The organism is Blautia sp. MSJ-19 (genome assembly GCF_018918125.1).
Classification (GTDB): Bacteria; Bacillota; Clostridia; order Lachnospirales; family Lachnospiraceae; genus Blautia_A.
Genome location: NZ_JAHLQA010000035.1, coordinates 141,109 through 164,706 on the forward strand (window position 1 = coordinate 141,109; position 23,598 = coordinate 164,706).

18 protein-coding genes are annotated in these 23,598 nt (G+C 43.2%); 4 read left to right on the forward strand and 14 right to left on the reverse strand.

The annotated features are described in order from the left end of the window. Window positions 1-33: 33 nt before the first annotated feature. The 7 genes from KQI91_RS12870 to KQI91_RS12900 form a co-directional block, all read right to left on the reverse strand. On the reverse strand, window positions 34-291 hold the full coding sequence (locus tag KQI91_RS12870; protein WP_216393180.1) for a hypothetical protein: 258 nt from the start codon (window positions 289-291) through the stop codon (window positions 34-36). A 34-nt stretch (window positions 292-325) separates the two neighbouring features. Next, entirely contained in the window at window positions 326-2,053 is a 1,728-nt protein-coding gene (locus tag KQI91_RS12875) for a GerAB/ArcD/ProY family transporter (protein WP_216393181.1), read from the reverse strand. Then, a complete protein-coding gene (locus KQI91_RS12880; protein ID WP_216393182.1) occupies window positions 2,050-3,576 on the reverse strand; it encodes a spore germination protein in 1,527 nt (508 codons plus the stop codon). The genes KQI91_RS12875 and KQI91_RS12880 overlap by 4 nt, the downstream gene beginning before the upstream one ends. Before the next feature lie 99 nt (window positions 3,577-3,675). Beyond that, window positions 3,676-4,371 carry a GntR family transcriptional regulator gene (locus tag KQI91_RS12885; protein WP_216393183.1) on the reverse strand — a complete coding sequence of 232 codons (696 nt, stop codon included), beginning with the start codon at window positions 4,369-4,371 and terminating at the stop codon, window positions 3,676-3,678. A 33-nt stretch (window positions 4,372-4,404) separates the two neighbouring features. Next, window positions 4,405-5,280, reverse strand: coding sequence for a 4-(cytidine 5'-diphospho)-2-C-methyl-D-erythritol kinase (gene ispE / locus KQI91_RS12890; protein WP_216393184.1), 876 nt, complete (start codon window positions 5,278-5,280; stop codon window positions 4,405-4,407). A 99-nt stretch (window positions 5,281-5,379) separates the two neighbouring features. After that, window positions 5,380-6,936 carry a DUF3794 and LysM peptidoglycan-binding domain-containing protein gene (locus KQI91_RS12895; protein ID WP_216393185.1) on the reverse strand — a complete coding sequence of 519 codons (1,557 nt, stop codon included), beginning with the start codon at window positions 6,934-6,936 and terminating at the stop codon, window positions 5,380-5,382. Window positions 6,937-6,952: 16 nt separating this feature from the next. After that, a complete protein-coding gene (locus tag KQI91_RS12900) occupies window positions 6,953-7,357 on the reverse strand; it encodes a protease complex subunit PrcB family protein (RefSeq protein WP_216393186.1) in 405 nt (134 codons plus the stop codon). A gap of 154 nt (window positions 7,358-7,511) precedes the next feature. On the opposite strand from KQI91_RS12900, the gene KQI91_RS12905 reads away from it, so the two are divergent. After that, window positions 7,512-8,252 (forward strand): lysophospholipid acyltransferase family protein, encoded by a 741-nt coding sequence (locus KQI91_RS12905; RefSeq protein ID WP_216393187.1) that lies wholly within the window; start codon window positions 7,512-7,514, stop codon window positions 8,250-8,252. Window position 8,253: 1 nt separating this feature from the next. On the opposite strand, the gene KQI91_RS12910 is transcribed toward KQI91_RS12905, so the two are convergent. Both KQI91_RS12910 and KQI91_RS12915 read right to left on the reverse strand, forming a co-directional pair. Next, window positions 8,254-8,781 carry a nucleoside recognition domain-containing protein gene (locus KQI91_RS12910; RefSeq protein ID WP_216393188.1) on the reverse strand — a complete coding sequence of 176 codons (528 nt, stop codon included), beginning with the start codon at window positions 8,779-8,781 and terminating at the stop codon, window positions 8,254-8,256. A 147-nt stretch (window positions 8,782-8,928) separates the two neighbouring features. Then, complete coding sequence (locus KQI91_RS12915) at window positions 8,929-10,164, reverse strand: galactokinase (RefSeq protein ID WP_216393189.1); 1,236 nt, start codon at window positions 10,162-10,164, stop codon at window positions 8,929-8,931. A 237-nt stretch (window positions 10,165-10,401) separates the two neighbouring features. Between KQI91_RS12915 and KQI91_RS12920 the strand changes: the two genes are divergently transcribed. Both KQI91_RS12920 and KQI91_RS12925 read left to right on the forward strand, forming a co-directional pair. Further along, complete coding sequence (locus KQI91_RS12920; RefSeq protein ID WP_216393190.1) at window positions 10,402-11,286, forward strand: AraC family transcriptional regulator; 885 nt, start codon at window positions 10,402-10,404, stop codon at window positions 11,284-11,286. 40 nt (window positions 11,287-11,326) lie between these two features. Then, window positions 11,327-12,106 carry an HD domain-containing protein gene (locus tag KQI91_RS12925; protein WP_216393191.1) on the forward strand — a complete coding sequence of 260 codons (780 nt, stop codon included), beginning with the start codon at window positions 11,327-11,329 and terminating at the stop codon, window positions 12,104-12,106. A gap of 383 nt (window positions 12,107-12,489) precedes the next feature. Here the strand turns inward: KQI91_RS12925 and KQI91_RS12930 are convergent, their stop codons facing one another. The 3 genes from KQI91_RS12930 to ileS all read right to left on the reverse strand — a co-directional run bounded on the left by KQI91_RS12930 (window position 12,490) and on the right by ileS (window position 19,133). Continuing rightward, on the reverse strand, window positions 12,490-13,071 hold the full coding sequence (locus KQI91_RS12930; RefSeq protein WP_216393192.1) for a nucleoside recognition protein: 582 nt from the start codon (window positions 13,069-13,071) through the stop codon (window positions 12,490-12,492). A 357-nt stretch (window positions 13,072-13,428) separates the two neighbouring features. Continuing rightward, entirely contained in the window at window positions 13,429-15,885 is a 2,457-nt protein-coding gene (locus tag KQI91_RS12935) for a glycogen/starch/alpha-glucan phosphorylase (RefSeq protein WP_216393193.1), read from the reverse strand. A gap of 95 nt (window positions 15,886-15,980) precedes the next feature. Then, window positions 15,981-19,133 carry an isoleucine--tRNA ligase gene (gene ileS / locus KQI91_RS12940; protein WP_216393194.1) on the reverse strand — a complete coding sequence of 1,051 codons (3,153 nt, stop codon included), beginning with the start codon at window positions 19,131-19,133 and terminating at the stop codon, window positions 15,981-15,983. Window positions 19,134-19,615: 482 nt separating this feature from the next. Here ileS and KQI91_RS12945 point away from each other — a divergent pair, with 482 nt between their 5' ends. After that, complete coding sequence (locus tag KQI91_RS12945; RefSeq protein ID WP_216393195.1) at window positions 19,616-20,860, forward strand: D-alanyl-D-alanine carboxypeptidase family protein; 1,245 nt, start codon at window positions 19,616-19,618, stop codon at window positions 20,858-20,860. Here the strand turns inward: KQI91_RS12945 and KQI91_RS12950 are convergent. Together KQI91_RS12950 and KQI91_RS12955 are read right to left on the reverse strand one after the other, a co-directional pair. Further along, window positions 20,843-21,802, reverse strand: a complete 960-nt coding sequence (locus KQI91_RS12950; RefSeq protein WP_216393196.1) for a 3'-5' exonuclease — start codon at window positions 21,800-21,802, stop codon at window positions 20,843-20,845. The genes KQI91_RS12945 and KQI91_RS12950 overlap by 18 nt on opposite strands. Before the next feature lie 196 nt (window positions 21,803-21,998). Next, window positions 21,999-23,507, reverse strand: a complete 1,509-nt coding sequence (locus KQI91_RS12955; protein ID WP_216393197.1) for a S1C family serine protease — start codon at window positions 23,505-23,507, stop codon at window positions 21,999-22,001. Window positions 23,508-23,598: the final 91 nt, after the last annotated feature.

The window sequence follows — 23,598 nt, forward strand, 5'->3', positions numbered from 1 at the left end:
AAAAGCACCGCCTTTCCAGACTTATCTAACATCTTACCACCTCTCAAAGGCTTTCGCAAGCCAGAAGGAGATCTTTGGTTTTTGAACTGTCTGATTTTTTTCGACTCCGAAATCATCTCCTGTTTCTACTTTTTCAGAAAAACAAAATTCCGGATAAATACTGCCCCACCATGCCAGCACGTTTCCCTGTCCCGTTCCCGTCGGATATCCGATCAGCAAAGTTCCTGCCACCATCCCCATCAGTACAGACAGAAAAAATCTGTGTTCTGCCTTTTTTAATCGTTTCATCATATCATTTCGCCTCCTGTGTTCCAGTACCGGTCAGTCATCCCATTCTGTCCGGTGTCTGCATCTCACCAGAAGTATTGACATTTTTTTCCGTTTCATTCAGATAAACCTGGATTTCTTCTCCTGTCAGAATAATCTCCGGCAGAGCTGGTACTGTTCCATACTGATACCACTGATGGTACACCTCTCTCAGTGTCACTCCCTTTTTCTGCTGTCCGGATGTCCGGTTTTCCATAAGACCGGTCAGATATTCTCCCAGGGAGGTATCGCTGTTGCTCCAGTTCAGGATGTTTTCTGCCTTTTCCGCCCGAAACAGATAAATGTTTTCCCCCGCCAGTGGCTCCTTCTTCAAATATTCCAAAAACTCCTCCCATCTGTCAGAATCCAGTAATGCAGCCCCCACAACCAGTATCTGCAAATGTCCGATATCCAGATACTTTTCCTGCGAACGCTCATAAAGTGCCTGCATCTCTTCAAAACTGTTCCCACGCAGTGTCAGCACCTCTGCATTTTCCTCTGTATCTTTCCCCTGTCCCGTTGCCTGCGGCAGATTGGGCATTCCATAGGAAAGCACATAATTCAACTCTTCCAGATCTATTCCCATAGCGAGTGGGTACATCCTTTTTTCCGGTTCAATACCGGCACATCCACTGACACTCATAGTGAGGACCAACAGGAGGCCGATGGCTGCGGCAGCTTTTTTTCTCCTCCTGTGACTTCCCCTCAGATACATCCAGATCTGTATAAGAAGCAGTCCCGGCACAAAAATATATCCAAGATATCTTCCGTAAAAATCCACCGGACGCATTCCTTTCCATGAAACAGCAAAAAACAGATAAACCACCAGTGGCATCCAGTATTTTCCACTTCCAAGATGTACTGCATCCAGAATCTGATTTCCATAGTGAAACAGACTTCCCAGCGCAAAAAGAATTCCGTATAATAAAAATCCCATCCACAGAACATCAAATCTTGCCAGTACATTTCCCGGCAGATCCGCTCCTGCCAGAAGCGGAAGAATTGGATATACTTCTTTCTGGATACGCTTCCACCCAAGTACAGCCGGAAGAAGGAAAAGCACAAACATCAGAATTCCCCCAACTGTCAAAATCGCGTAAAAAATCGGTTTTCCGGTACTTCCTTTTTTCTCAATATCCTTCATTGCAAAGGGAAGTAAACCTATACCGGAAAAAGCACACAGAAAACCATACGCATCCCTCATAATATACGTTCCGTCCAATCCTGCTTCGTTCCATGTCTCCCGCAGATATTCCGTCTTTCCCTGTCCAATACAAAGAAGCAGGATAAGCAGAATGATCAGAAGAAACATTCCTCCAGATACATCCGCCAGCCGTCCTCTGCGCTGCATTCCACGATCCATTCCATAAGCACATACCGCCACTGCCAGAAAAGAGAGCCATTTCCCCGAGATACCGGAAATCAGCCATATCGGAACGATCTGTTCGATCAGTGTAAGCAGATATGCTCCACTCATGATCAGATACACCATAAAAAATAGCCCAAGGATCCCTCCACCAGTCTTCCCGAGATATTTTACCGGATCCGTGTAGCCACCTGTACTCCGCAGCATCCAAAATACAAACACCAGAAGGATCAAAACCGCCATTCCAATCCCCAACGCTCCATTCACTCCCTGCACCCCATTTTTTCCGGGAATGCAGATCAGAAATGGTGCCGCAAAAGAAAGCACGATCTGACGATATAGCTGTCTGTGCGATATACGATTATTTTCTGCGTATTTCATCTGTCCGTCTCCTTTTTATTCTGACTGCCCGCTTCAAATGCCCGCGTTTTTCTCAAGCGCAGACTCTGCTCCTTTCTGGCATAAACCGGACGATATTTTCTGGTTTTAAAAGGAATGCGGATCATACCGTCTCCTACCCTGCGAATTGGCTGTTTCCGGACGAATGGAACCAGATATGGTACGCCAAAACTCAGCAGTCCTGCAAGATGAGCCGCAGTGAGATACATTCCCAAAACAATTCCGTAAATTCCCAGAAAACCTCCCAACAACAAAAAACCGTATTTCAGCAGGCGAAATGCAGCAGCAAATTCTTCATCTGGAATCACCATGGATCCCAGAGCTGTCAGAGCAACGATCATAACCACGATCGGGCTGACAAGATTTGCACTGACTGCAGCATCACCGATGATCAGTCCTCCCACAATGCCGATTGCATTTCCCAGTGCTCCTGGTACCCGCACTCCGGCTTCCCTGATCAGTTCAAAAGCAAGCTCCAGCAAAATCAGTTCTGCCACGCTCGAAAACGGTACGCCTCCTCTGGCCTCTGCAAAAGAAAGCACAAGATTCGTCGGAAGAATCTGTGTATGAAACCGTATCACCGCCAGATAAAGTCCCGGAAGCAATGTTGCTGTCAACAACGCAAGATAGCGAAGCACTCTGAGAAATGTAGCCATTTCAAAGTGATGATACCAGTCCTCACTGCTTTCCATAAACCCACTGAATGCACCCGGCAGAATCAATGCCGACGGAGAGTTATCACACAAAATCACTACTTTCCCGTTCAGCAGCTCCTGCGCTGCCCGGTCAGGTCTCTCCGTCACCTGATATTGTGGAAAAGGAGAATACCATGGTTCCTCAGTCAATTGCTCCAACATTCCACTGTCCAGAATGCCATCCACTTTATACTCTTTCAGTCTGTTTTTTACCTGTTCCAGAAGTTCTTCCTGTACCAGATCTTCCATGTACAGCACCTGTACGACCGTATTAGAACGAACGCCACTCTGACTCTCCACTACTTTCATTCTGGTATCCCGGAGTCTTTTTCTCACCAATGCAGAATTTGTCTTTACAGAATCCGAAAATCCTTCCCGGGATCCCCTCAGAACTTTCTCGGATTCCGCCTGCGATACCCCCATGTCCGGATAACCCTTACTGGATATCTTCATTGCCCGGTCATAGCCATCTATAAAAAACACAGCATTTCCGGAAAGAATTGCACCAAATACTTCATCCATCGTCTGCAGCTGCTGCACATCTGCGATTCCCAGACTGTTGTTTCGAAGGAATTCCGGAATCTTTTCAGGAGAAATTTCCCAGAAATGATTGATCATCTTACCCAAAGCGGAATCATCCAGCATCATATTTGAAACTGCAACTTCAATGTAAACCATGAGGCAGTCAGCTTTGCGTTCTTCACCAAGACGCATAGGGCGGATCAGAATATCAGCACAGTCTTCACATCGTTTCCTGATATATTTTTCATTGTCACGCAAATTCGCTGAAATCCTTTTTATTTCTTCCATTATTTTCCTTCCCTCCACAAAATACATCCTGATTTTTTCGTACAAAAAAAGAGACACATATATCATGCATCTCTTTTAGAATAACCAATTTTTATCAGATTATTTATGGTTCTGACGATTTTGCGTTTCCTCACGGATGGAACGGATGATTGCTTCACGCTGGTTTTCAATGTGCTGATAGGAAATTTCCTGTGCACGCTTCACGTCACGATTACGGATTGCTTCATAAAGTTCTTCATGCTCTTTGACCAGCAGATTTCTTGTTTCTTCATCTTTGAGATATTCTACCCGATAACGGTAGATCTGCTCACGGAGATTATTTAACACCTGATTGAGTCTTCTGTTGTCAGAAGACTTATAGATTACCTCATGAAAAGCCACATCAGCTTCTGCAAGCTTTACCAGATTTCCCTCTGCCATAGTTGCCTCAAAATTCTTGGCTGCTTTCCATAATTCCTCCAGCTGCTCTTCTGTCATCCGTGCACATGCATTTTCGATAGAAAGATTTTCCAGTGCGATCCGAACTTCAAGAACATCATTCAGATCCTTCTCTGTGATGTTTGCAACCTGTGCACCTCTGCGGGGAATCATAACAACCAGACCTTCCAGTTCCAGCTTACGCATTGCTTCTCTCACAGGTGTACGGCTTACACCAAGTCGTTCTGCCAGAGCGATCTCCATAAGTCTTTCTCCTGGTTTCAGTTCTCCTTTTAAGATTGCTTTGCGAAGTGTATTAAATACAACATCTCGCAGCGGCAGATATTCATTCATATCTACAGAAAAATCATTTATCATAAGTATCTTCCCCTTTCCTGCACATATCATCTGTTATGCATTGTTCTTCTCTTTGTTATTATAAATCTGCGTAGCAAATACAGTTTTTGCCAGACGACTCGCACGCAACGCCTCTGTAGCCTCTCTGAGCTTACTCCGGTCATCAAAGACTCCAAATACAGTTGGCCCGCTTCCACTCATCATGGCCTTGAGAGCCCCTTTGGATTCCATAAGATCTTTGATCTCCTGAATGACAGGATATTGTCCGATGATTCCCGGTTCAAAGACATTTTCCATCCGGGATGTAAGGCTGATAAGATCCTGATTCTCGATATCTCTCAACATTCCATCTATATCCGGATGTGTCTGGATCTGATCCAGATGCAGATTTTCATAAGCCAGCTTTGTAGAAACATTGATTCCCGGTTTTCCTACCAGTATATAACACTTCGGCAGCCCCGGAAGTCTGGTCAGTTTTTCTCCGATTCCCTCTGCAAGAGCAGTTCCACGCATGATGCAATACGGAACATCCGCCCCTACCTGAACAGCACGTTTCATCAACTCTTCTTCACTCAGTCCCAGCCGAAACATACGGTTCACTCCGACAAATGCTGCTGCAGCATCCGAACTTCCTCCTGCCATACCGGCAGCTACCGGAATAGATTTGGTCAGTTTCATGGTAATTCCTTCTCTGACATCAAACTCATCCATCAGAAGCTTTGCTGCTTTATATACCAGATTTCTTTCATCTGATGGCACATATGGAAGATTGGTGGACAATGATATTCCCGGCTCTGCTTTCCTGCGGATCTCAAGCAGATCATACATCTGAATTGTCTGCATGATCATCCGGACTTCATGATATCCATCTTCTCTTTTGCGAAGCACATCCAGCCCCAGATTGATTTTGGCCATTGCACGTAAACGCATATATACACCTTCCATCCTTTGTATTTTTGTTCTCTTTGTACTTTGTATACAAAACTGATATGGCTATATTTTATCCGATTTTACAATGAATTTCAAGACTCATTCTTCCACTTTTTTTACCAGAAGAAGCGGAGTTCCGGCAGTCAGTTCATCGCCTTCCACCTCATTCATTGTCTGGATTTCCTCCACCGTTGTATAAAATTTTTTTGCAATGTTCCACAATGTATCTTCCGGTTTGACAATATAAACCGTGATTCCCGGCATACTGCGGATTTTTTCCTGATCAAGCGGCTGCTCTTCTATTTTTTCCAGAATCATCTCCGGCATACACTGGATTACCAGTACATTCAACCCTATTGCCGCCCGGACCTCAATCTCATTGCTGTCTGCCATCGTTGTGGAAAGTTGTTCCAGATCTGTATGCAGATAATACACACTCTCTTCTGTGATTCCTCGTGCTTCCACCACATGACTGAACGGCAGCATTGCTTCCATGGAATAAAATGGCATCTCATCATTTCCAATGATATAAAGAACTTTCAGCCGCACGATTCCTTCTACCTGAATTCCGTCTCTGACGATTCTGGTCTTATCCACTTTGATCCGTCCCTGACTATGGCAGATCTGCAGAATCTTTCCCTGCGTCTCTTTTACCTCAATCCTGTCAGACAGTCTGCATCTTGAAAAGTTCCGGATCAGAAGACTTTCCAGCGTTTCATTTTTTCCTTTTGGAATGCATTGCCGAAATGGTGTATAGACATCCATGAGCACATCATGATCTTCCTCCTGGTAGAGTTTCATATCCAACTCCAATACCATATCTACCAGCAAAAGTCTTTCCTCGCCGTCAACATCCGGTTTTACTTCCAATGTCTGATTGAGCACAGATGCCTCGAGGTTCGGAATCATATCCGGACTACAGCCCGCACATTCCACTTCCCCATTAAAGGGCACTGAATGTTCAATCCATTGCAGCGTTCCACCTTCATCATCCCCGGTATAAAGTGCAAATACAAAGATTTCACCTTTTGCCTTTACTGTGTTTTCCTCCGGCCGCAGATCCAGCCCCCGTACTTCCACCGTATACCAGATGAGTTCTGCAATGTTCGGTTTATTGGATACCAATGTAATATCCTCTTTCAGCCTCAAAGTATCTTTTTTATGTATCGCAAGACTCAAAAGCCGCATTTGTTTTTTCTGTACGGACACGGACTCATCATCCGTCGATACCGGAAGCCGGATTCCTGCCAGTTCATCAACTGAGGCAAAAAAAGTCACCACTGCCTTGATGTTCAGTTTTCTGGAATGGATCATATGAATGCTCAGATCCTCAATTTCCCATCGAAGCCTCAATTTATCCCCGTTTGCAATTCCATCAAGATTCAATGTCTCTTCCATAGGAAGTACTGCGGAAAGACTGTACACTCTGCCATCTTCTTCTCCGACATAAAGAAGATCTGCCTGAAGTTTTCCTTTCAGGAATGCATGCCCGTCATTCAACCGTACTTCTTCTACCGTCACATCGCCTTTGCTCTGTATCATACGTCCAATATCCGGCTTTACATCCGGCACATTATAATCGGTATCAAAAGTCACCTGACTGGACGCCCTGCTTTTTGTACGCAGCATCTGAATATCTTCTTTTCTTAATTCCAAAGTTCTGCCTCCTGTCTCACTGAAACTGTACCGGCACATCCCGGTACTCTGTCCTTATAACAATATACGGGAAAGAGGGTTCTCCTCCCTGAACTTCTTCGGATGGACCTATCAGTTTTGTTTCAAAAAAAATGGCATTCGATGATGCTGAAAGCTCCTTCACCTGAATGCTGTATCCGCCACTCATCTGTCTGCCATATCCTTTGATCAGAAACAAATCCTCACCTCTCTGATAGGCAAGCTGAAATTCTGATTCCTTTTTTTCCCTGATCAGCTCCTGTGCCTCTTCTGGAATCTGAGAGAATTCTGCAACCGTATAAGAAAGCGGTGTTCTGTTTCCCTCCTCGATCCGCACTGCACGACATCCGCAAAGTGTAAAAAAAAGTACCGCCAGACCCAGCAAAGCAAGTATTTTTTTCATAAATCCAGTCTCATTTCCCGATAATTCATTTCCTCAGTATGTATTCTATGCAGCCCCCAAAAGATTTATTGCATGTATTTCAAAAATCACTTATACTTGTACCAGAGTCCTGTTTTACAGGAGATCTTTAATTTAAAAGAAAGAGGAATTCATCATGATTCGTTTAATTATCGTTGCTGTTACGGTCATTGGATTTCTGATTTTATCCATCCCTGTCCTTTTTGTGGAATGGATCATCGGAAAATTCTCTCCCAGAACCAAAGAAATCAGTTCTCTCCGCATTATTCAGGCGGTATTCAAGCTTATTCTCTGGGAAGCCGGTACAAAAGTTACCATAATTGGTGAAGAAAATGTGCCAAAAGATACACCCGTTCTTTATATCGGCAACCACAGAAGTTATTTTGACATCGTGCTTTCCTACAGCCGCTGTCCAATCCGTACCGGCTATATTGCCAAAAAAGAAATGGAACGTTACCCGCTTCTTTCCAACTGGATGCGCTACCTGCACTGTCTGTTCCTTGACCGTAAGGATATCAAACAGGGCCTGAAGACCATCCTCACTGCGATTGAGAAGGTAAAATCCGGCATCTCCATCTGTATCTTCCCGGAAGGTACACGAAACAAAAACAAGGATGAGCTGGAACTTCTGCCTTTCCATGAGGGAAGCTTCAAGATTGCCAGCAAATCCGGCTGTGCGATCATTCCGATGGCAATGAACAATACTCAGGAAATCTTTGAAGCACATATGCCAAAAATAAAATCTACTCACGTTGTTCTGGAATATGGCAAACCGATTTATGTAAAAGATCTTTCCAGAGAAGATCAGAAACATCTCGGAGCATATACCCAAAATATTATCCATGAGATGCTTGAAAAAAATAAAACACTGGTATAATTTATAACAGAAATTTCACAATGCAGACGGATGCTGCCATCCCTGCCAGTGATGCAAGTAAAGCCCCCGCTAATGTATAGCGGGGCTTTTGTATTCCTGCCCCTCCAAAATACACACTGATACAATAAAAGACACTCTCAGTCGCACTAAGCATCAATGCTGCCATCAGTCCTGTTGGCGAATCCGTTCCATACTGTTTGAAAATATCCAGCAACAGCCCATTTGCCGCACTGGAAGAAAACAGTCGGATCAGTCCCAGTGGAAATAATTCCGGATCAACTCCCAGTAGTCCGGATGCTCTGGAAAGCATCCTTCCCAGAAAGTCCAGAAACCCGGATTCCCGCAAAACACCTACTGCTGTCATAAGTCCGATCAGCGTCGGTATCAGTTTCCAGATAATCTTCAGCCCCTCTTCTGCACCTTCCAGAAAGTCACTGTAAATATTCCTTCTGGTTGACAGTCCATATCCAATCACATAAAGAATTAAAAAAGGTATCATAAACACAGAAATATAGGAAATAATCTTCATCTGATTCTCCTGAAATCTGTATTTATGATACCTTATGTTTTTTCATACCTGATTTATGTATGAATCGTATTTAATTTCCCGCCAATTAGAATCAGCCATAAACAACTACTGTCGTTTTTCTTCTGTCCATATTGGTTTATTCTGTTATCAGCCGATATGTGTAGCTCCGACTGCACGAATATCCATCGGATAAACATTCTCTCTGCCAACAAATTTGGAAATGTATTCTACATAGTTGTCCTGCTCTTTTTCCGGTACGATCGCTGCAATCACACCTGCAAATCCACCACCATGGACACGGCATACACCTGCGCCGATCTTCTTAAGGAAAAGCTGTGTCAGTGCAAGAGTTCTTGTAATCTTCTGCTCATGGAAATCTTTCATAGTATAACAGTTCTGAAGAAGTTCCCATGAAGATCTTCCGGATTCATCGATCAGTTCAAGGAATTTATCATAATCATCACGATGAATTGCATCTGCTGCTTCTTCTACTCGGGAAGTCTCACCAAAGAAATGAAGGGCACGCAGAACTGCTCTGTCATCTTCAATCTCATTGCAATGTTCAAGAAGCGCATCCACATTTGTCTCATGAAGAAGTTCTACCCCAAGTACTTTCGCAACTGCTTTCATTTCACCCGGAATTTCAGAATATTCCTGGCTGAGATCTGCATGACCTTTTCCTGTATTTACGATAACCAGTTTGTAACCGAATTTACCAAAAGAGAAATCCAGTTTGCTGTACTCCAGATTATCTCTGTCCGCAAAATCGAAAAGCACCGGACCACCGACCGCACATGCCATCTGATCCATCATTCCAGAGGCTTTGTCCCAGTATACGTTCTCTGCGTACTGGCCAACTTTTGCATAATCATTAAAGGACATCTTGCTTTCATTGAAGAAATAATCCACGATGGTACAGATCAGCATTTCAAAAGATGCAGAAGAGCTGACTCCTGCTGCTGCGATTACATTGGTGCTTACATATGCATCAAATCCACCTGTCTTGAATCCATTCTTCTGAGCACCTTCCATCATTCCGGCTACAAGGGCTGCAGTACCTTTTTTGTAGTTGTTTTTGCTGAGTTTTGTAAGATCTACAACGATCTCATCTCTGTATCCCTCACTTGTAATATGAATCACCTGTGTTCCATTCGGATACGCAGCTCCGATCGTATCCAGATTGATACTTCCTGCAATTACTTTTCCACCATTATGGTCTGTATGATTTCCGATAATCTCTGTTCTTCCTGCTGCAGTAAAGTACTCTGCTTTATCCTGTTTGTAAATCTTTACAAAATTATCTGCAAGATTTTTGAATCGTGCGCCGCTGATTTCTGTTTCACCGTAGATTTCCTGAAGTTTTGCTGTTTCTGGTAAATTCATGCCCCTGTTCTCCTTTTACATTATATTTATACATTATCTCACTGCCCGTACGCTGTTGATAATTTCATTATACTGCTTTTTCAATAAAATACCTTGATAAATCTGCGAAAAACAGGTAAAATCTTGCGTTTTTATTGATTTTTCATGTATAATAAAGGTAATTTTCTGCGTTTAAAATTTTACGCAATACATTTTGATCTACTATCTATGTTTTATTTGTTATAGAAAGGCTTTTTTATGCAGATTATCACAAATCAGTTTCAGAAAGAATTAAAAAAGCATGGCAGCGACCATTTTCCATTTCTGGTCAGCTATCAGTGTCTGTCGGAATATGATTCCAATTCTTTTCTGTGGCACTGTCATCCGGAAATCGAGATCACCTATGTAAAAAAGGGCTGTATGCATTATCGGGTCAACAATCGCTCCTTTCATCTGAAAGAAGGGGACATTGTTTTCTGTAATTCCAATGCACTGCATTCCGGTGAAATGGAAAATCAAAAGGACTGTTCCTATATTCCGATTACATTTGATCCCAAACTGATCTACGGATTCTTTCAGAGCACAATATGCACCAAGTACGTGGAGCCTGTCATTCAGAATCTTGCCGTATGTGCTGTACATATTGATTACAGCGAAGACTGGCACAAAGTTTTTCGTGATCGAATGCTGGAAGTTATCGATCTCGACAAAAAGCAGCCTGATTTCTATGAGCTGGACATCTCCATACGCATGCAGATCATGTGGAAGTTGCTGGCAGAACATCTTCCGCATCAGCCAATCACGTCCGCATCTGACCTTACAGAATACGAACGGATCCGCAAAATCCTTTCCTACGTGGAAAAAAATTATATGAATCAGATTTCACTTGCAGATATTTCTGAGCATATTCATCTCTGCGAAAGTGAATGCACACGGCTGTTCAAACGGCATATGAACACAACGCTCTTTTCCTTTCTTCAGGAATATCGTATCGAACGAAGCCTGGAATATCTGAGCACCAGAGAATCCATCAGCAATATTGCCGAAAAAACAGGGTTTTCCGATTCAAATTACTATTCCAAAGTATTTGCAAGGATAAAGGGCTGCAGCCCGAGAGAATACCGGAAAAATCTGTTAAAATAATCTTTATATATAAAAAGAAAACTTAAGGAGATAACGCTCTATGAATTATAAAGATGCCAAAAAAGAATTTGAAAATTATCTGGACGGTTATGACCGCACAAACGACAAAGTCCGTCTGAAAATCATCCATACTTATGGAGTTGTGCATGCCATGGAAGAAATCTGCCACCGTATGCATCTCTCAGAAGAAGATACGGAACTCGCACGCATCATTGCTCTGCTTCATGATATCGGACGTTTCGAGCAGTTAAAACGCTTTGACAGTTTTGAACCGACAACCATGGACCATGCAGCTTATGGTGTAAAAGTCTTATTTGACGAAGGCATGATCCGCCGTTTCGTCCCTGAAAATACCTGGGATGAAATTATCCTCACAGCAATTGCAAAACACAGTGATTTCAAACTGGAGGGAATCAACGATTCCCGTACTCTGCTTCATGCACGCCTGATCCGTGATGCCGATAAGCTGGACAACTGCCGTGTCAAACTACATGACGACCTCCTGGTCTTTATGGGTGCATCCGGAGAAGAAATCGGTGCACAGGAGATCACTCCAGTTGTTTATGATACGGTTTTCAAAAACCAGTGTATCTATTCCCCCGACCGCATCACCAGGATGGATTACTGGGTATCCTATGTCGCATATTTCTGCGATATTTATTTCCGTGCCAGTTTCGACATCATCGAGGAACACGATTACCTGAACAAGATTATCGACCGGATTCCATACAGCAATCCCGATACCCAGCAACAGATGGAACAGATTCGTACTCACCTTGCAGAGTTTATTCATAATGCGCCGGGGTGTGAATGGATTTAATATACACACAATTTGTCATATCTTGTCGAATCCTGTCAAACGATTCTTGTTTTTGTATATTGTAAGCAATACATGCATATGCTATAATGTCATCAGAAACTTATAATGATACTGTCCAAGTACCTAAAAGAAACGAAAAACCCTCGGAGTGCCATCCGAGGGTTTTTCTATTCCGTTTTTTATGTGATGGCTTATACCACAGGCTGGTCACCAACTATTTATCGCCATCCAACCATTTGTTGATGCAGTGACACACTACACCAGCCATAACGGCGATTATAAAACTTATAATGCTGTCCATATTTTCCCTCCTTCCCGCACCTGTGGGAAGCGGTAACATTTTCAGGATAGCACATATCGTACTTTATTTTTGTCGAATCCTGTCATCCTTGTTGCATTTTTATCTTCTGCATGATTTTACAGAAAATCACTGCCACTGCGGTGCTTACGGCAGTGGCAAGGATTGCCGGGCCAACGATCGCCGTCGGATCTGTGCTTCCGTATTTCGCACGATAGGCGATCATGTTGACTGGAATGAGTTGCAGCGAAGAGACGTTAATGATAAGAAATGTACACATCTCATTACTTGCAGTACTGCCAGGAGAACGAACAGAAAGTTCCTCCATTGCACACAATCCAGAACTCGTACTTGCCCAGGACAGTCCCAGCATGTTTGAAAGAAAATTCAGGCAGATATAATGCGCTGCTTTTGAATCTGTCTCCAGTTCCGGAAATAAAAAACAAATGATCCACCTCATCCGTCCTGCAAGAGCCGTCACAAGTCCGGAATTTTCTGCAATCTTCATCATGCCGGTCCACATCGCAGTAATTCCTGCCATCGAAATACAGAGATTCACTCCCTCCCCCGCACACGAGACTAATGCCTTTGAAACCCCATCCAAATTTCCCGTCAGCGTCCCATATATGATTCCAATTATGATCATTCCACCCCAGAGATATGTCATACTCCCGCCTCTTAGCAAACACCGTTATTCCATTTTATGCCTGTCATGTTTTCTTCAACACCTTCTTTTTCTGCATCGAAAAAATGTACTGTACGTCAGATTCGATGTCAATAAGTTGACATAACACTTGATTCCAGCACCGGGAATAGAGCATCCCCATAAATCGATGCTGACGGCTTAATATAATAGGCATATCAGACATCGAGAAACAGCATAGTTATCCAGCACGATGCCCGCTGGCCATTAAAGGAAAAAATAAGAAAAGCCCACAGCATTTGCCATGAGCTTTTTCAGAGTCAGATGGGACGAATCACGTCCCATCTGCATAAATCATAAAGAACGATTTGATGAAAGTTTTTATTTGATGAATACTTTGTCCAGATGCCAGATATCCTCTACATACTCTTCAATTGTTCTGTCAGATGTAAATTTACCTGCGCATGCTGTGTTCAGCATAGCCATACGAGCCCAGCCTTTTTCATCTTTGTATGCTTCTTCTACTTTCTTCTGTGCTGCTGCATAGGAGCGGAAGTCTGCAAGAATGAAGTACTGGTCTGCTCTCTCTCCACCATTCTGGTTGAGGAGTGAGTTGTACAGGTCACGGAACAGTTCTGTATCAGAAGAGAATGTTCCATTGACAAGCTCTGTCAGTACCTGACGGATCTCATCATCTGTGTTGTAGATGACTCTCGGATCATATCCGCCATTGTTTTCGTAATTGATAACTTCATCTGCGCTCAGACCGAAGATAAATGCGTTTTCTTTACCAACTTCGTCAACGATCTCAACGTTCGCACCATCCATGGTTCCCAGAGTCGGTGCACCATTCAGCATGAACTTCATGTTACCTGTACCGGAAGCCTCTTTACTTGCAGTAGAGATCTGCTCAGAAACATCTGCTGCTGCAAAGATCATCTCAGCGTTGGATACACGATAGTTCTCGATGAATACAACTTTCAGTTTGCCTTCGATAGATGCATCATTGTTTACAACATCTGCTACAGAGTTGATCAGTTTGATGATCTTCTTGGCACGTGCATAACCTGCAGATGCTTTTGCACCGAAGATAAATGTTCTTGGATAAAAATCCATTTCCGGATGTTTCTTGATCTGGTCATACAGATAGATTACATGCAGGATGTTCAGAAGCTGACGTTTGTACTCATGAAGTCTCTTAACCTGTACATCGAAGATAGAACGTGGATTTACTTCTACTCCGTTATGCTCCAGAATGTATTTTGCCAGACGGACTTTGTTCTGATATTTGATGTTCATGAATTCCTGCTGTGCTTTTTCATCATCCACATAAACTTTCAGTTTGCTGATCTGAGACAGATCTGTGATCCATTCCGGTCCGATATGATCTGTTACCCAGTCTGCAAGCAGCTGGTTTCCGTGAAGCAGGAAACGTCTCTGAGTGATACCGTTTGTCTTGTTGTTGAATTTCTCCGGCATCATTTCGTAGAAGTCTTTCAGTTCCTGTTTCTTAAGAATCTCTGTATGAAGTTTTGCAACACCGTTTACAGAGTAGCCTGCAACGATTGCAAGGTGAGCCATTTTTACCTGTCCATCATAGAGGATTGCCATCTTCTTGATCTTGTCATAGTTTCCAGGATATTTTGCCTGAATGTCAAGAATGAAACGACGGTTGATCTCTTCGATGATCTGGTATACACGTGGAAGCAGTCTGGAGAACAGCTCAACCGGCCATTTCTCAAGAGCCTCAGCCATGATGGTATGGTTTGTGTAAGCAACACATTTGGTTGTTACAGACCATGCATCATCCCATCCAAGTCCTTCTTCGTCCATAAGGATACGCATAAGTTCTGCTACAGCTACTGTCGGATGAGTATCGTTCATCTGGAAAGTAACTTTTTCGTGCAGCTTCATGATATCTTTGTGGTTCTTTTTGTATTTGTCGATAGCAGCCTGGAGACTTGCAGATACGAAGAAGTACTGCTGTTTCAGACGCAGCTCTTTACCTGCCATATGGTTGTCGTTCGGATAAAGAACTTCTACGATATTGCGGGCAAGGTTTTCCTGCTCAACTGCTTTTTTGTAATCACCTTTGTCAAAGGAATCAAGCTCGAAGTCTACGATCGGTTCTGCATCCCAAATTCTTAAAGTGTTTACGATCTTGTTGTTATATCCTACGATCGGCATATCAAACGGAACAGCTTTTACTGCCTGATATCCCTTGTGAACAAATTTATTGGATCCTGTTGCCGGATCATATTCAACATCAACATATCCGCCGAAGTGAACTTCTTTTGCGTATTCCGGACGACGAAGTTCGAATGGATATCCGTTTTTCAGCCAGTTATCCGGTACTTCTACCTGATATCCGTCTTTGATCTGCTGTTTGAACATACCATAACGATAACGGATACCACATCCATATGCACTGTAGTTAAGCGTTGCAAGAGAATCCAGGAAGCATGCTGCCAGACGGCCCAGACCACCGTTTCCAAGTGCCGGGTCCGGCTCCTGATCCTCAATTGCGTTGATATCAAGTCCGAGCTCATCCAGAGCTTCTTTTACTTCTTTGTATGCAGTCAGGTTGATCAGGTTGTTTCCAAGTGCACGACCCATCAGGAATTCCATGGACATATAGTACACGGTTTTCGGATCCTGCTCTTTGTATGCATTCTGTGTCTCAAGCCAGTTATCAATGATAACGTCTTTTACAGTGTAGCATACAGCCTGGAAAATCTGCTCCTGTGTAGCTTCTTCGAGTTTTTTACGATAAAGGAATTTAACGTTTTCCTTTACGCTCTCTTTGAAAGCTTCTTTTTTGAACTGCTTGTCGATCATCGCGTTTCCTCCTTAATCGCACAGTATTGCTGTGCATCTTTAATTACCCCAATTTTTGCAAATCATGCCCGGTATATTTACCGGGCATGAGCTCATTACATTTTTGCAACACCAAGAACAACTGGCTCTTTGTTAATGTTCCATTCTTTTACATAGCCATCGGTTGTGCCCAGAGTCATATCCTCTGCCAGTACTTCAGACATGATTTCTTCTTTGTGGTTCTTCATGAGTTCAAGAATCCTGTCATTATCTTTTGCATAGATATGGATCTTGTCCATAACTTCAAAACCAGCTTCTTTTCTCATTGTCTGTACTTTGCTGACGATCTCACGGACGAATCCTTCTTCGATCAGCTCTGGTGTCAGATTTGTATCAAGAACTACAGAAATATCACCGTCTGCTTCTGTTACATAACCTTCTGTCTGTGCGGTCTCGATCAATAAGTCTTCCTCAGAAAGTTCTACCTTGTTTCCATTGATATCCAGTGTCAGAAGACCTGTGGATCTCAGCTCGTTCATCGCTTCTGTTCCGTTGATCTCAGCAAGTGCTGTACGGATACCGTTCAGGAGTTTGCCGTATTTCGGTCCTACTGTACGGAGCTGCGGTTTGAAACTGTAGGAGATGAAGGACTCTACATCATTTGCAAACTTCACTTCTTTGACATTCAGCTCGTCTGCAATGATATCTGTATAGAACTCACCCATTTCTTTGTCAGCTTTGATGTACATTGTACCGATTGGCTGACGGTTCTTGATGTTTGCAGTATTTCTTGCTGCACGTCCAAGAACAACGATCTTGAGAAGTTCTTCCATATCGTCTTCCAGCTCTTTGTTGATCCATGCTTCTTCGACTTTCGGGAAGTCACAGAGATGAATACTCTCGATTGCGTCTTTGTCAACGCTTCTTACAAGGTTCTGGTAGATTTCTTCTGTCATGAACGGAATCATCGGAGCTGCTGCTTTGGAAATTGTTACCAGAGCAGTGTACAGAGTCATGTAAGCATTGATCTTATCCTGCTCCATGCCCTTAGCCCAGAAACGCTCACGGCTTCTTCTTACATACCAGTTACTCATCTCATCTACAAACTCCTGAAGAGCTCTTGCGCTTTCCGGGATCTTGTAGTTTGCAAGGCAGTCATCGACAGTCTTCACTACAGAATTCAGCTTGCTTAACAGCCATTTATCCATAACAGGAAGATTGTCATAATCTAAAGTATATTTTGTCGGGTCGAAATTGTCAATATTTGCATAAAGAACAAAGAATGCATAAGTGTTCCACAAAGTACCCATGAACTTACGCTGACCTTCCTGAACAGCCTTTCCATGGAAGCGGTTCGGCAGCCACGGAGCACTGTTGATATAGAAATACCAGCGGATCGCATCTGCACCGTATTTCTCAAGTGCATCGAACGGATCAACTGCATTTCCTTTGGACTTACTCATCTTCTGGCCATTTTCGTCCTGTACATGTCCGAGAACGATAACGTTCTTATATGGAGCCTGGTTGAACAGGATCGTGGACTCAGCAAGCAGGGAGTAGAACCATCCTCTTGTCTGGTCAACAGCTTCAGAGATAAAGTCTGCCGGGAACTGTTTTTCAAAGAGTTCTTTATTTTCAAATGGATAATGATGCTGTGCAAAAGGCATTGCTCCTGAGTCAAACCAGCAGTCAATAACCTCCGGTACACGATGCATGGTTCCACCGCATTCCGGGCATTTCAGTGTGATCTCATCGATATATGGACGATGAAGTTCCACTGTCTTGGCTCTTTCATCACCGCTCATCTCGAACAGTTCCTGACGGCTTCCGATGGAATGCATATGTCCGCATTCACACTGCCAGATGTTCAGTGGTGTTCCCCAGTAACGGTTTCTGGAAATACCCCAGTCCTGAACGTTTTCCAGCCAGTCGCCGAAACGTCCTTTACCGATGCTCTCCGGAATCCAGTTGATAGTATTGTTGTTACGGATCAGGTCATCCTTAACTGCCGTCATCTTGATGAACCAGGACTCACGTGCATAGTAGATCAGTGGTGTATCACATCTCCAGCAGTGTGGATAATCATGCTCGAATTTCGGAGCATCAAAGAGTTTGCCCTCCTTGTCCAGATCCTGAAGTACAAGCGGATCAGCTTTCTTTACAAAGATTCCTGCATATGGAGTCTCTGCTGTCAGATCACCTTTGCCATCTACAAACTGTACAAACGGAAGATTATAATTACGTCCGATACGGCTGTCGTCTTCACCAAATGCAGGTGCAATATGAACGATACCAGTACCATCACTCATAGTTACATAGTTATCTGCTGTAACAAAATGAGCTTTCTTTTTCTGTTTTGCTGCTGCCTCTCCTGCGCATGCGAAAAGTGGCTCATATTCTTTATATTCCAGATCTTTACCAACATATTTCTCAAGAACTTCATATGCCGGTGTCTCTTCGGAACCAAGTTTGCCAAGGACTTTGTCAAGCAGAGCTTCTGCCATATAGTAAGTATAGCCGTCTGCTGCTTTTACTTTGCAGTATGTCTCATCCGGGTTTACGCAGAGTGCAACGTTGGATGGCAGTGTCCACGGTGTTGTGGTCCATGCCAGGAAGTATGCATCTTCTCCGACAACTTTGAAACGAACGATTGCAGAACGTTCTTTGACTGTTTTATAACCCTGTGAAACTTCCTGTGCGGAAAGTGGTGTACCACAACGCGGACAGTAAGGAACGATCTTGAATCCTTTATACAGGAGTTTCTTGTTCCAGATTTCTTTCAGTGCCCACCATTCTGATTCGATATAGTCATCATGGTAAGTAACGTATGGGTTCTCCATATCAGCCCAGAAACCAACGGTTGAAGAAAAGTCTTCCCACATTCCTTTGTATTTCCAGACACTCTCTTTACACTGCTGGATAAATGGTTCCATACCATATTCCTCGATCTGTTCTTTGCCGTCCAGACCAAGTTTCTTCTCTACTTCCAGCTCTACCGGAAGTCCGTGGGTATCCCATCCAGCTTTACGAGGTACCATGTAACCTTTCATAGTACGGTATCTCGGGATCATATCTTTGATAACACGTGTCAGTACATGACCGATATGCGGTTTGCCGTTTGCTGTCGGCGGTCCATCATAGAACATGTAAGTAGGATCGTCTTTGCGGTCCTCCATACTTTTTTCGAAGATATGATTTTCTTTCCAGAATTTTTCTACTTGTTTTTCACGGTCTACAAAATTCAGGTTCGTATCTACTTTCTGATACACAACAATTCCTCCTTTAAATTCTCTCGGGAAAATTTTCCATAAAAATAAAAAAACTTCCGTCCTGTAAAAGGACGAAAGCAATTTCCACATTCGCACCACCTGTTACATTGTACGGGCCGGTAGTAATAAAACGCCGATACATGTTCCCTTTAACGGCGGAAACACCGTCCTCCCTTACTTAATTTCAGGAAAGAAACTCCGGAGTGATCTTCCATCGAAATTACTCTCACCAGGCTCCCACCTTATCCCGGCTCTCTGCGGATTTTGTTCCGATCTACTGTCTCCATCAAAGTTTTTACTTATTTCTATATGTGCTGTTTTATTATAAGGTTATATTTTTCCATATGTCAAGGTCTTTTTGCCAGAATTACAAGGTTTTATACGGATTTTGCACCGTTTTAACCCTTGTATGAGAAAAATGATTACAGTATAATTGTAAAGAATGATATACTGTAAGAAAATATGCGCAGAAAGGTAACTACATGAATATAAAAAAGAAACAATTTTTCCGGCGGATTCTGACCGGTGTTCTCTGTTCCGCTGTAATCGTCACACAGGCTGTGCCCGTTTTCGCCACGGATGAATATGGTGCACCTCTTGTAACAGCAACCCCGACGCCGGATCCGCATACTGCTTACTATAAACAGCCGGCAGACACGGATTCCATCAAAGACTGGACAAAAGGGCCTCAGATTGAGGGAGAATCCGCAATCCTTGTCGATATGTTTACAGGTGCAGTCCTTTATTCCAAAAATGCAGACAAAGCACAGTATCCTGCCAGCATTACCAAGATTATGACCGCACTCCTTGGATGTGAGAACCTGGACCCAAGCCAGAAATTCACCATGTCAGAATCGGCTGCCTACGGAATCTCTGATTCTAACAGTTCCAGTATTTATGCTGATACAGGAGAAGAATTCACGATCGAACAGGCCCTGATGGCTGTTATGCTCCAGTCTGCTAATGAAATGACTCTGGCAGTCGCCGAACTGACCTCCGGCTGCGCCAAAAAATTTGTGGAACAGATGAACCTCAAGGCCCGCCAGCTTGGATGCACCAATACACATTTTAACAATCCAAACGGACTTCCGGATGAAACACATTATACAACTGCTTCTGATATGGCGAAGATTGCCCGTGCTGCATGGTTCAATCCCACATTTCGCAAATTTGCCTCGACTCTCTATTATGAGATTCCACCAACCAACAAATTTGCCGAAACCCGTTATCTTCTGAATCACCACAAGATGATGAAAAGTCAGGCATATGCCTATGACGGTGTCCTTGGCGGCAAAACCGGTTACACCGAAGCTGCCGGCAATACGCTTGTCACCTATGCAAAGAACGACAACACCTATCTGGTCGCAGTCGTATTGCAGTCTGTAAACGGAGCTTATGCAGATACTGCCAGTCTTCTGGATTACGGATTTGACAATTTCTCCAGAACTGCAGTTAAAGATCTTCCTGACAAAATTTCAGCCACCTATCTGCCTGCTGAAAAATATCTGATCAGAGATTACAGAGATTCTTCACTGTTTGAAACCCGTCGGACCGCAAGTGTATCTCTTCCATCCGGCAAAGATCTCAGTACCCTCAAAAAATCTTATTCTATAACAAAAAATCCGGCAGGTCTTCCCCTCGTGACCGTCACTTATACGTACAACGATCATCCGGTTGGAACTGCCAGATATTATCAGACACGGTCTCTTTCAGATCAGCTTCTCTGACTGACGTTTCGCCTGTCTTTTCTTGCGGAGGGAATCCCTTTTTTCATGGATTTCTTCCGCATCTTTTTCTTCAATTCGTTTTAGTGTCTTAATCGCATAATATCCGTCTTCATCTGTATGACGGATTCGTACTTTTCCCTTTATATATCCATGTTTCTGACAAAGTGAAACGCTTTCATATGCGCGGGAATTGTTCATAAACCAGCGAATCTTACGTTTTGCCGGCATATGGCAGACCGGGCAGCGGGTACTCGTTACCTCACGGTCTTTCATTACCTTTTCTTTATCTGCAAATTCACGCGATACATACTGATCATACATTGGATAAGAAATGAAAATTTCTTCTTTTCTGCTTTTTGGATTCTGATAAACATCGATAGATGAATTTACACGAACTGTCGCAGAATCCATTGTTTTAAATATTTCTCCGGTATAACGTGCATCTGTCAGTGCCCGGTGAAAATCCTGTGCTTTCGGAATTCCCATCTGATCAATGGCAAATTCAAGACTTCTGCGTCCACCTGCTTCTTCGTGACAGATTCCATAAATTTTCTGCACATCATAATACGTAACCGGTCCCGGAAGCAAAGAAAGCATTCCATAATACTTCATATTCCGCTGGATTTCCATCACATCCTGGTTTCCCCAGGTGCAGAAAACATATTCCTCTCCGCACCATTCCAGAAATTCTCTGACTGCCTGTTGAAAAAAGATGCCGTCTGCCAGATCCTTGTAATCTACATGGATCACTTCGTGTATGCTGTCATGAATCCAGTTATATACCTGCGGTTTCACAAGTCTCTGAAAAACATCCACCACTTCTCTCTGCTCATTCATCTTTACTGCACCAATCTCAATGATCTCAAAAGGCAGGCGACTGTTGGAATACTTTTTTCCACCGGGACTCTGATTCCATTCCAGGTCAAAAACAATATAGTTCATACAGTATTTCCTTCTTTTTCTTTTCGATACGATAACGGTCTGATTTTACTCTGTTGTCTAGTATAACAGACCATTCCCCTTCTTTCAATATAAGCAGAAAAAGACCGGCACAATTCTCTGTACCGGTCTCTTCTGCTTATACTTATTATATTTTTACGGAATACTGATTTCCGTAAGAAACCTGTTTTAATAACGATCAGTTAAGAAATCCAAAGAACTGTTCATATGCAGTTCCATCAGCCTGCTGATTTTCAAAATCCTGCAGAAGACTGTCTGTGTTCTGATCTCCCTGATCCTCTGTATCTTCCTGTGCATCATCCCCGGATGCATCTTTAGAGCTGTCTTTTGAATCGCTGGAATCTGCATCTGGATTTTCACCAAGTGTTACTGTAACTTTCTTTTCTTTATAGGAATCGCCATTTGCAACTTCCAGTGTCACTTCAACTTCTTCACCTGGTTCATAGTACTCAAGACGGCTTACCAGTTCATCAATGCTGCGAACTCTCTTACCATCAAATTCTGTGATGATAGATTTTGCTTTGATTCCGGCCTCATCTGCTGCTCCGCCCTCAGTTACTTCTGAAACAAGAACGCCTTCCGGAACTCCATAATACTGAGAAGCCTCATCACTTACAGACATACCTGTGATACCAAGTACACCATGGTTATCTACTTTATCTCTAGGTGTTTCGTTCATAAGCTGTTCCAGAGTATCTGTTACATCAGAGATTGCAATTGCATAGCCCATACCTTCAACTTCTGTGGAGGCAAGTTTTGCAGAGTTGATACCAACAACTTCTCCGTCCATATTCAGAAGAGCTCCACCGCTGTTACCAGGGTTGATCGCTGCATCTGTCTGAATCAGGTTTGTAGCATCAGAATCTTCATCCTGCTCGATACCCTGATCATTCATTTTACGGTTCTTTGCGCTGACGATACCGGTTGTTACAGACTGTCCGTAACCAAGAGCGTTACCGATGGCAACAACCTGTTCACCGACTTTCAGATCATCAGAACTTCCAATCGTAGCAACCTCGATCTGATCCATCGTATCATCTGAAATATCAGACAACGGAACGGAAACAACTGCAAGGTCCTTATCTTCATCATATCCGTTTACAGTTGCTGCATAAGTTTCTCCATCAATACAGGTAACAGATACAGTATCTGCACCACTTACTACATGATAGTTGGTCGCGATCAGAAGATTGTCATCGTTCTTGCCGACAATGATACCGGAGCCGCTTCCTTCAACTTCCTGCTGTGTGGTATATCCCTGGCTTCCGCCAAATCCATAATATCCAAGATAGTTCTGTACATCCTGAACTGATTTTGTTGTGATAGATACAACCGATTTCATTCCTTCTGCTGCGATATCAGAAACATCCAGACTTCCTTTCGTCTTTGAATCAGATTCGTCTGTACTGTCTTCTGATTTTTCATCGGAACTGTCTTTGTTCTTCTTTGCCTTTGTCTGAAGAAGTGTTGTATTATCTTTGCTGGATGCAGCTTCTACTGTACTGCTGTTCCATCCGGTCAGTGTATTGATTCCCTCAAAAGAACCTGCGGCAAGTCCGCCGGCAAGTACTGCACAAAGGGCGATACCTGCTGCTTTCTTTACTTTTTTTCTCATTCTTTCTTTTGGATCGTTATCGTTATTATTCATATCATTGTTCATCATTACGTTGTTATTTTTATCGCTCATCAAAATCCCCTCCTTAGGATCATTACTGTTCACTTCATAAATCAATTCCCGTGAATAGCTATCTCTGTTTCTGTTTTCTTTTTATGCTTAA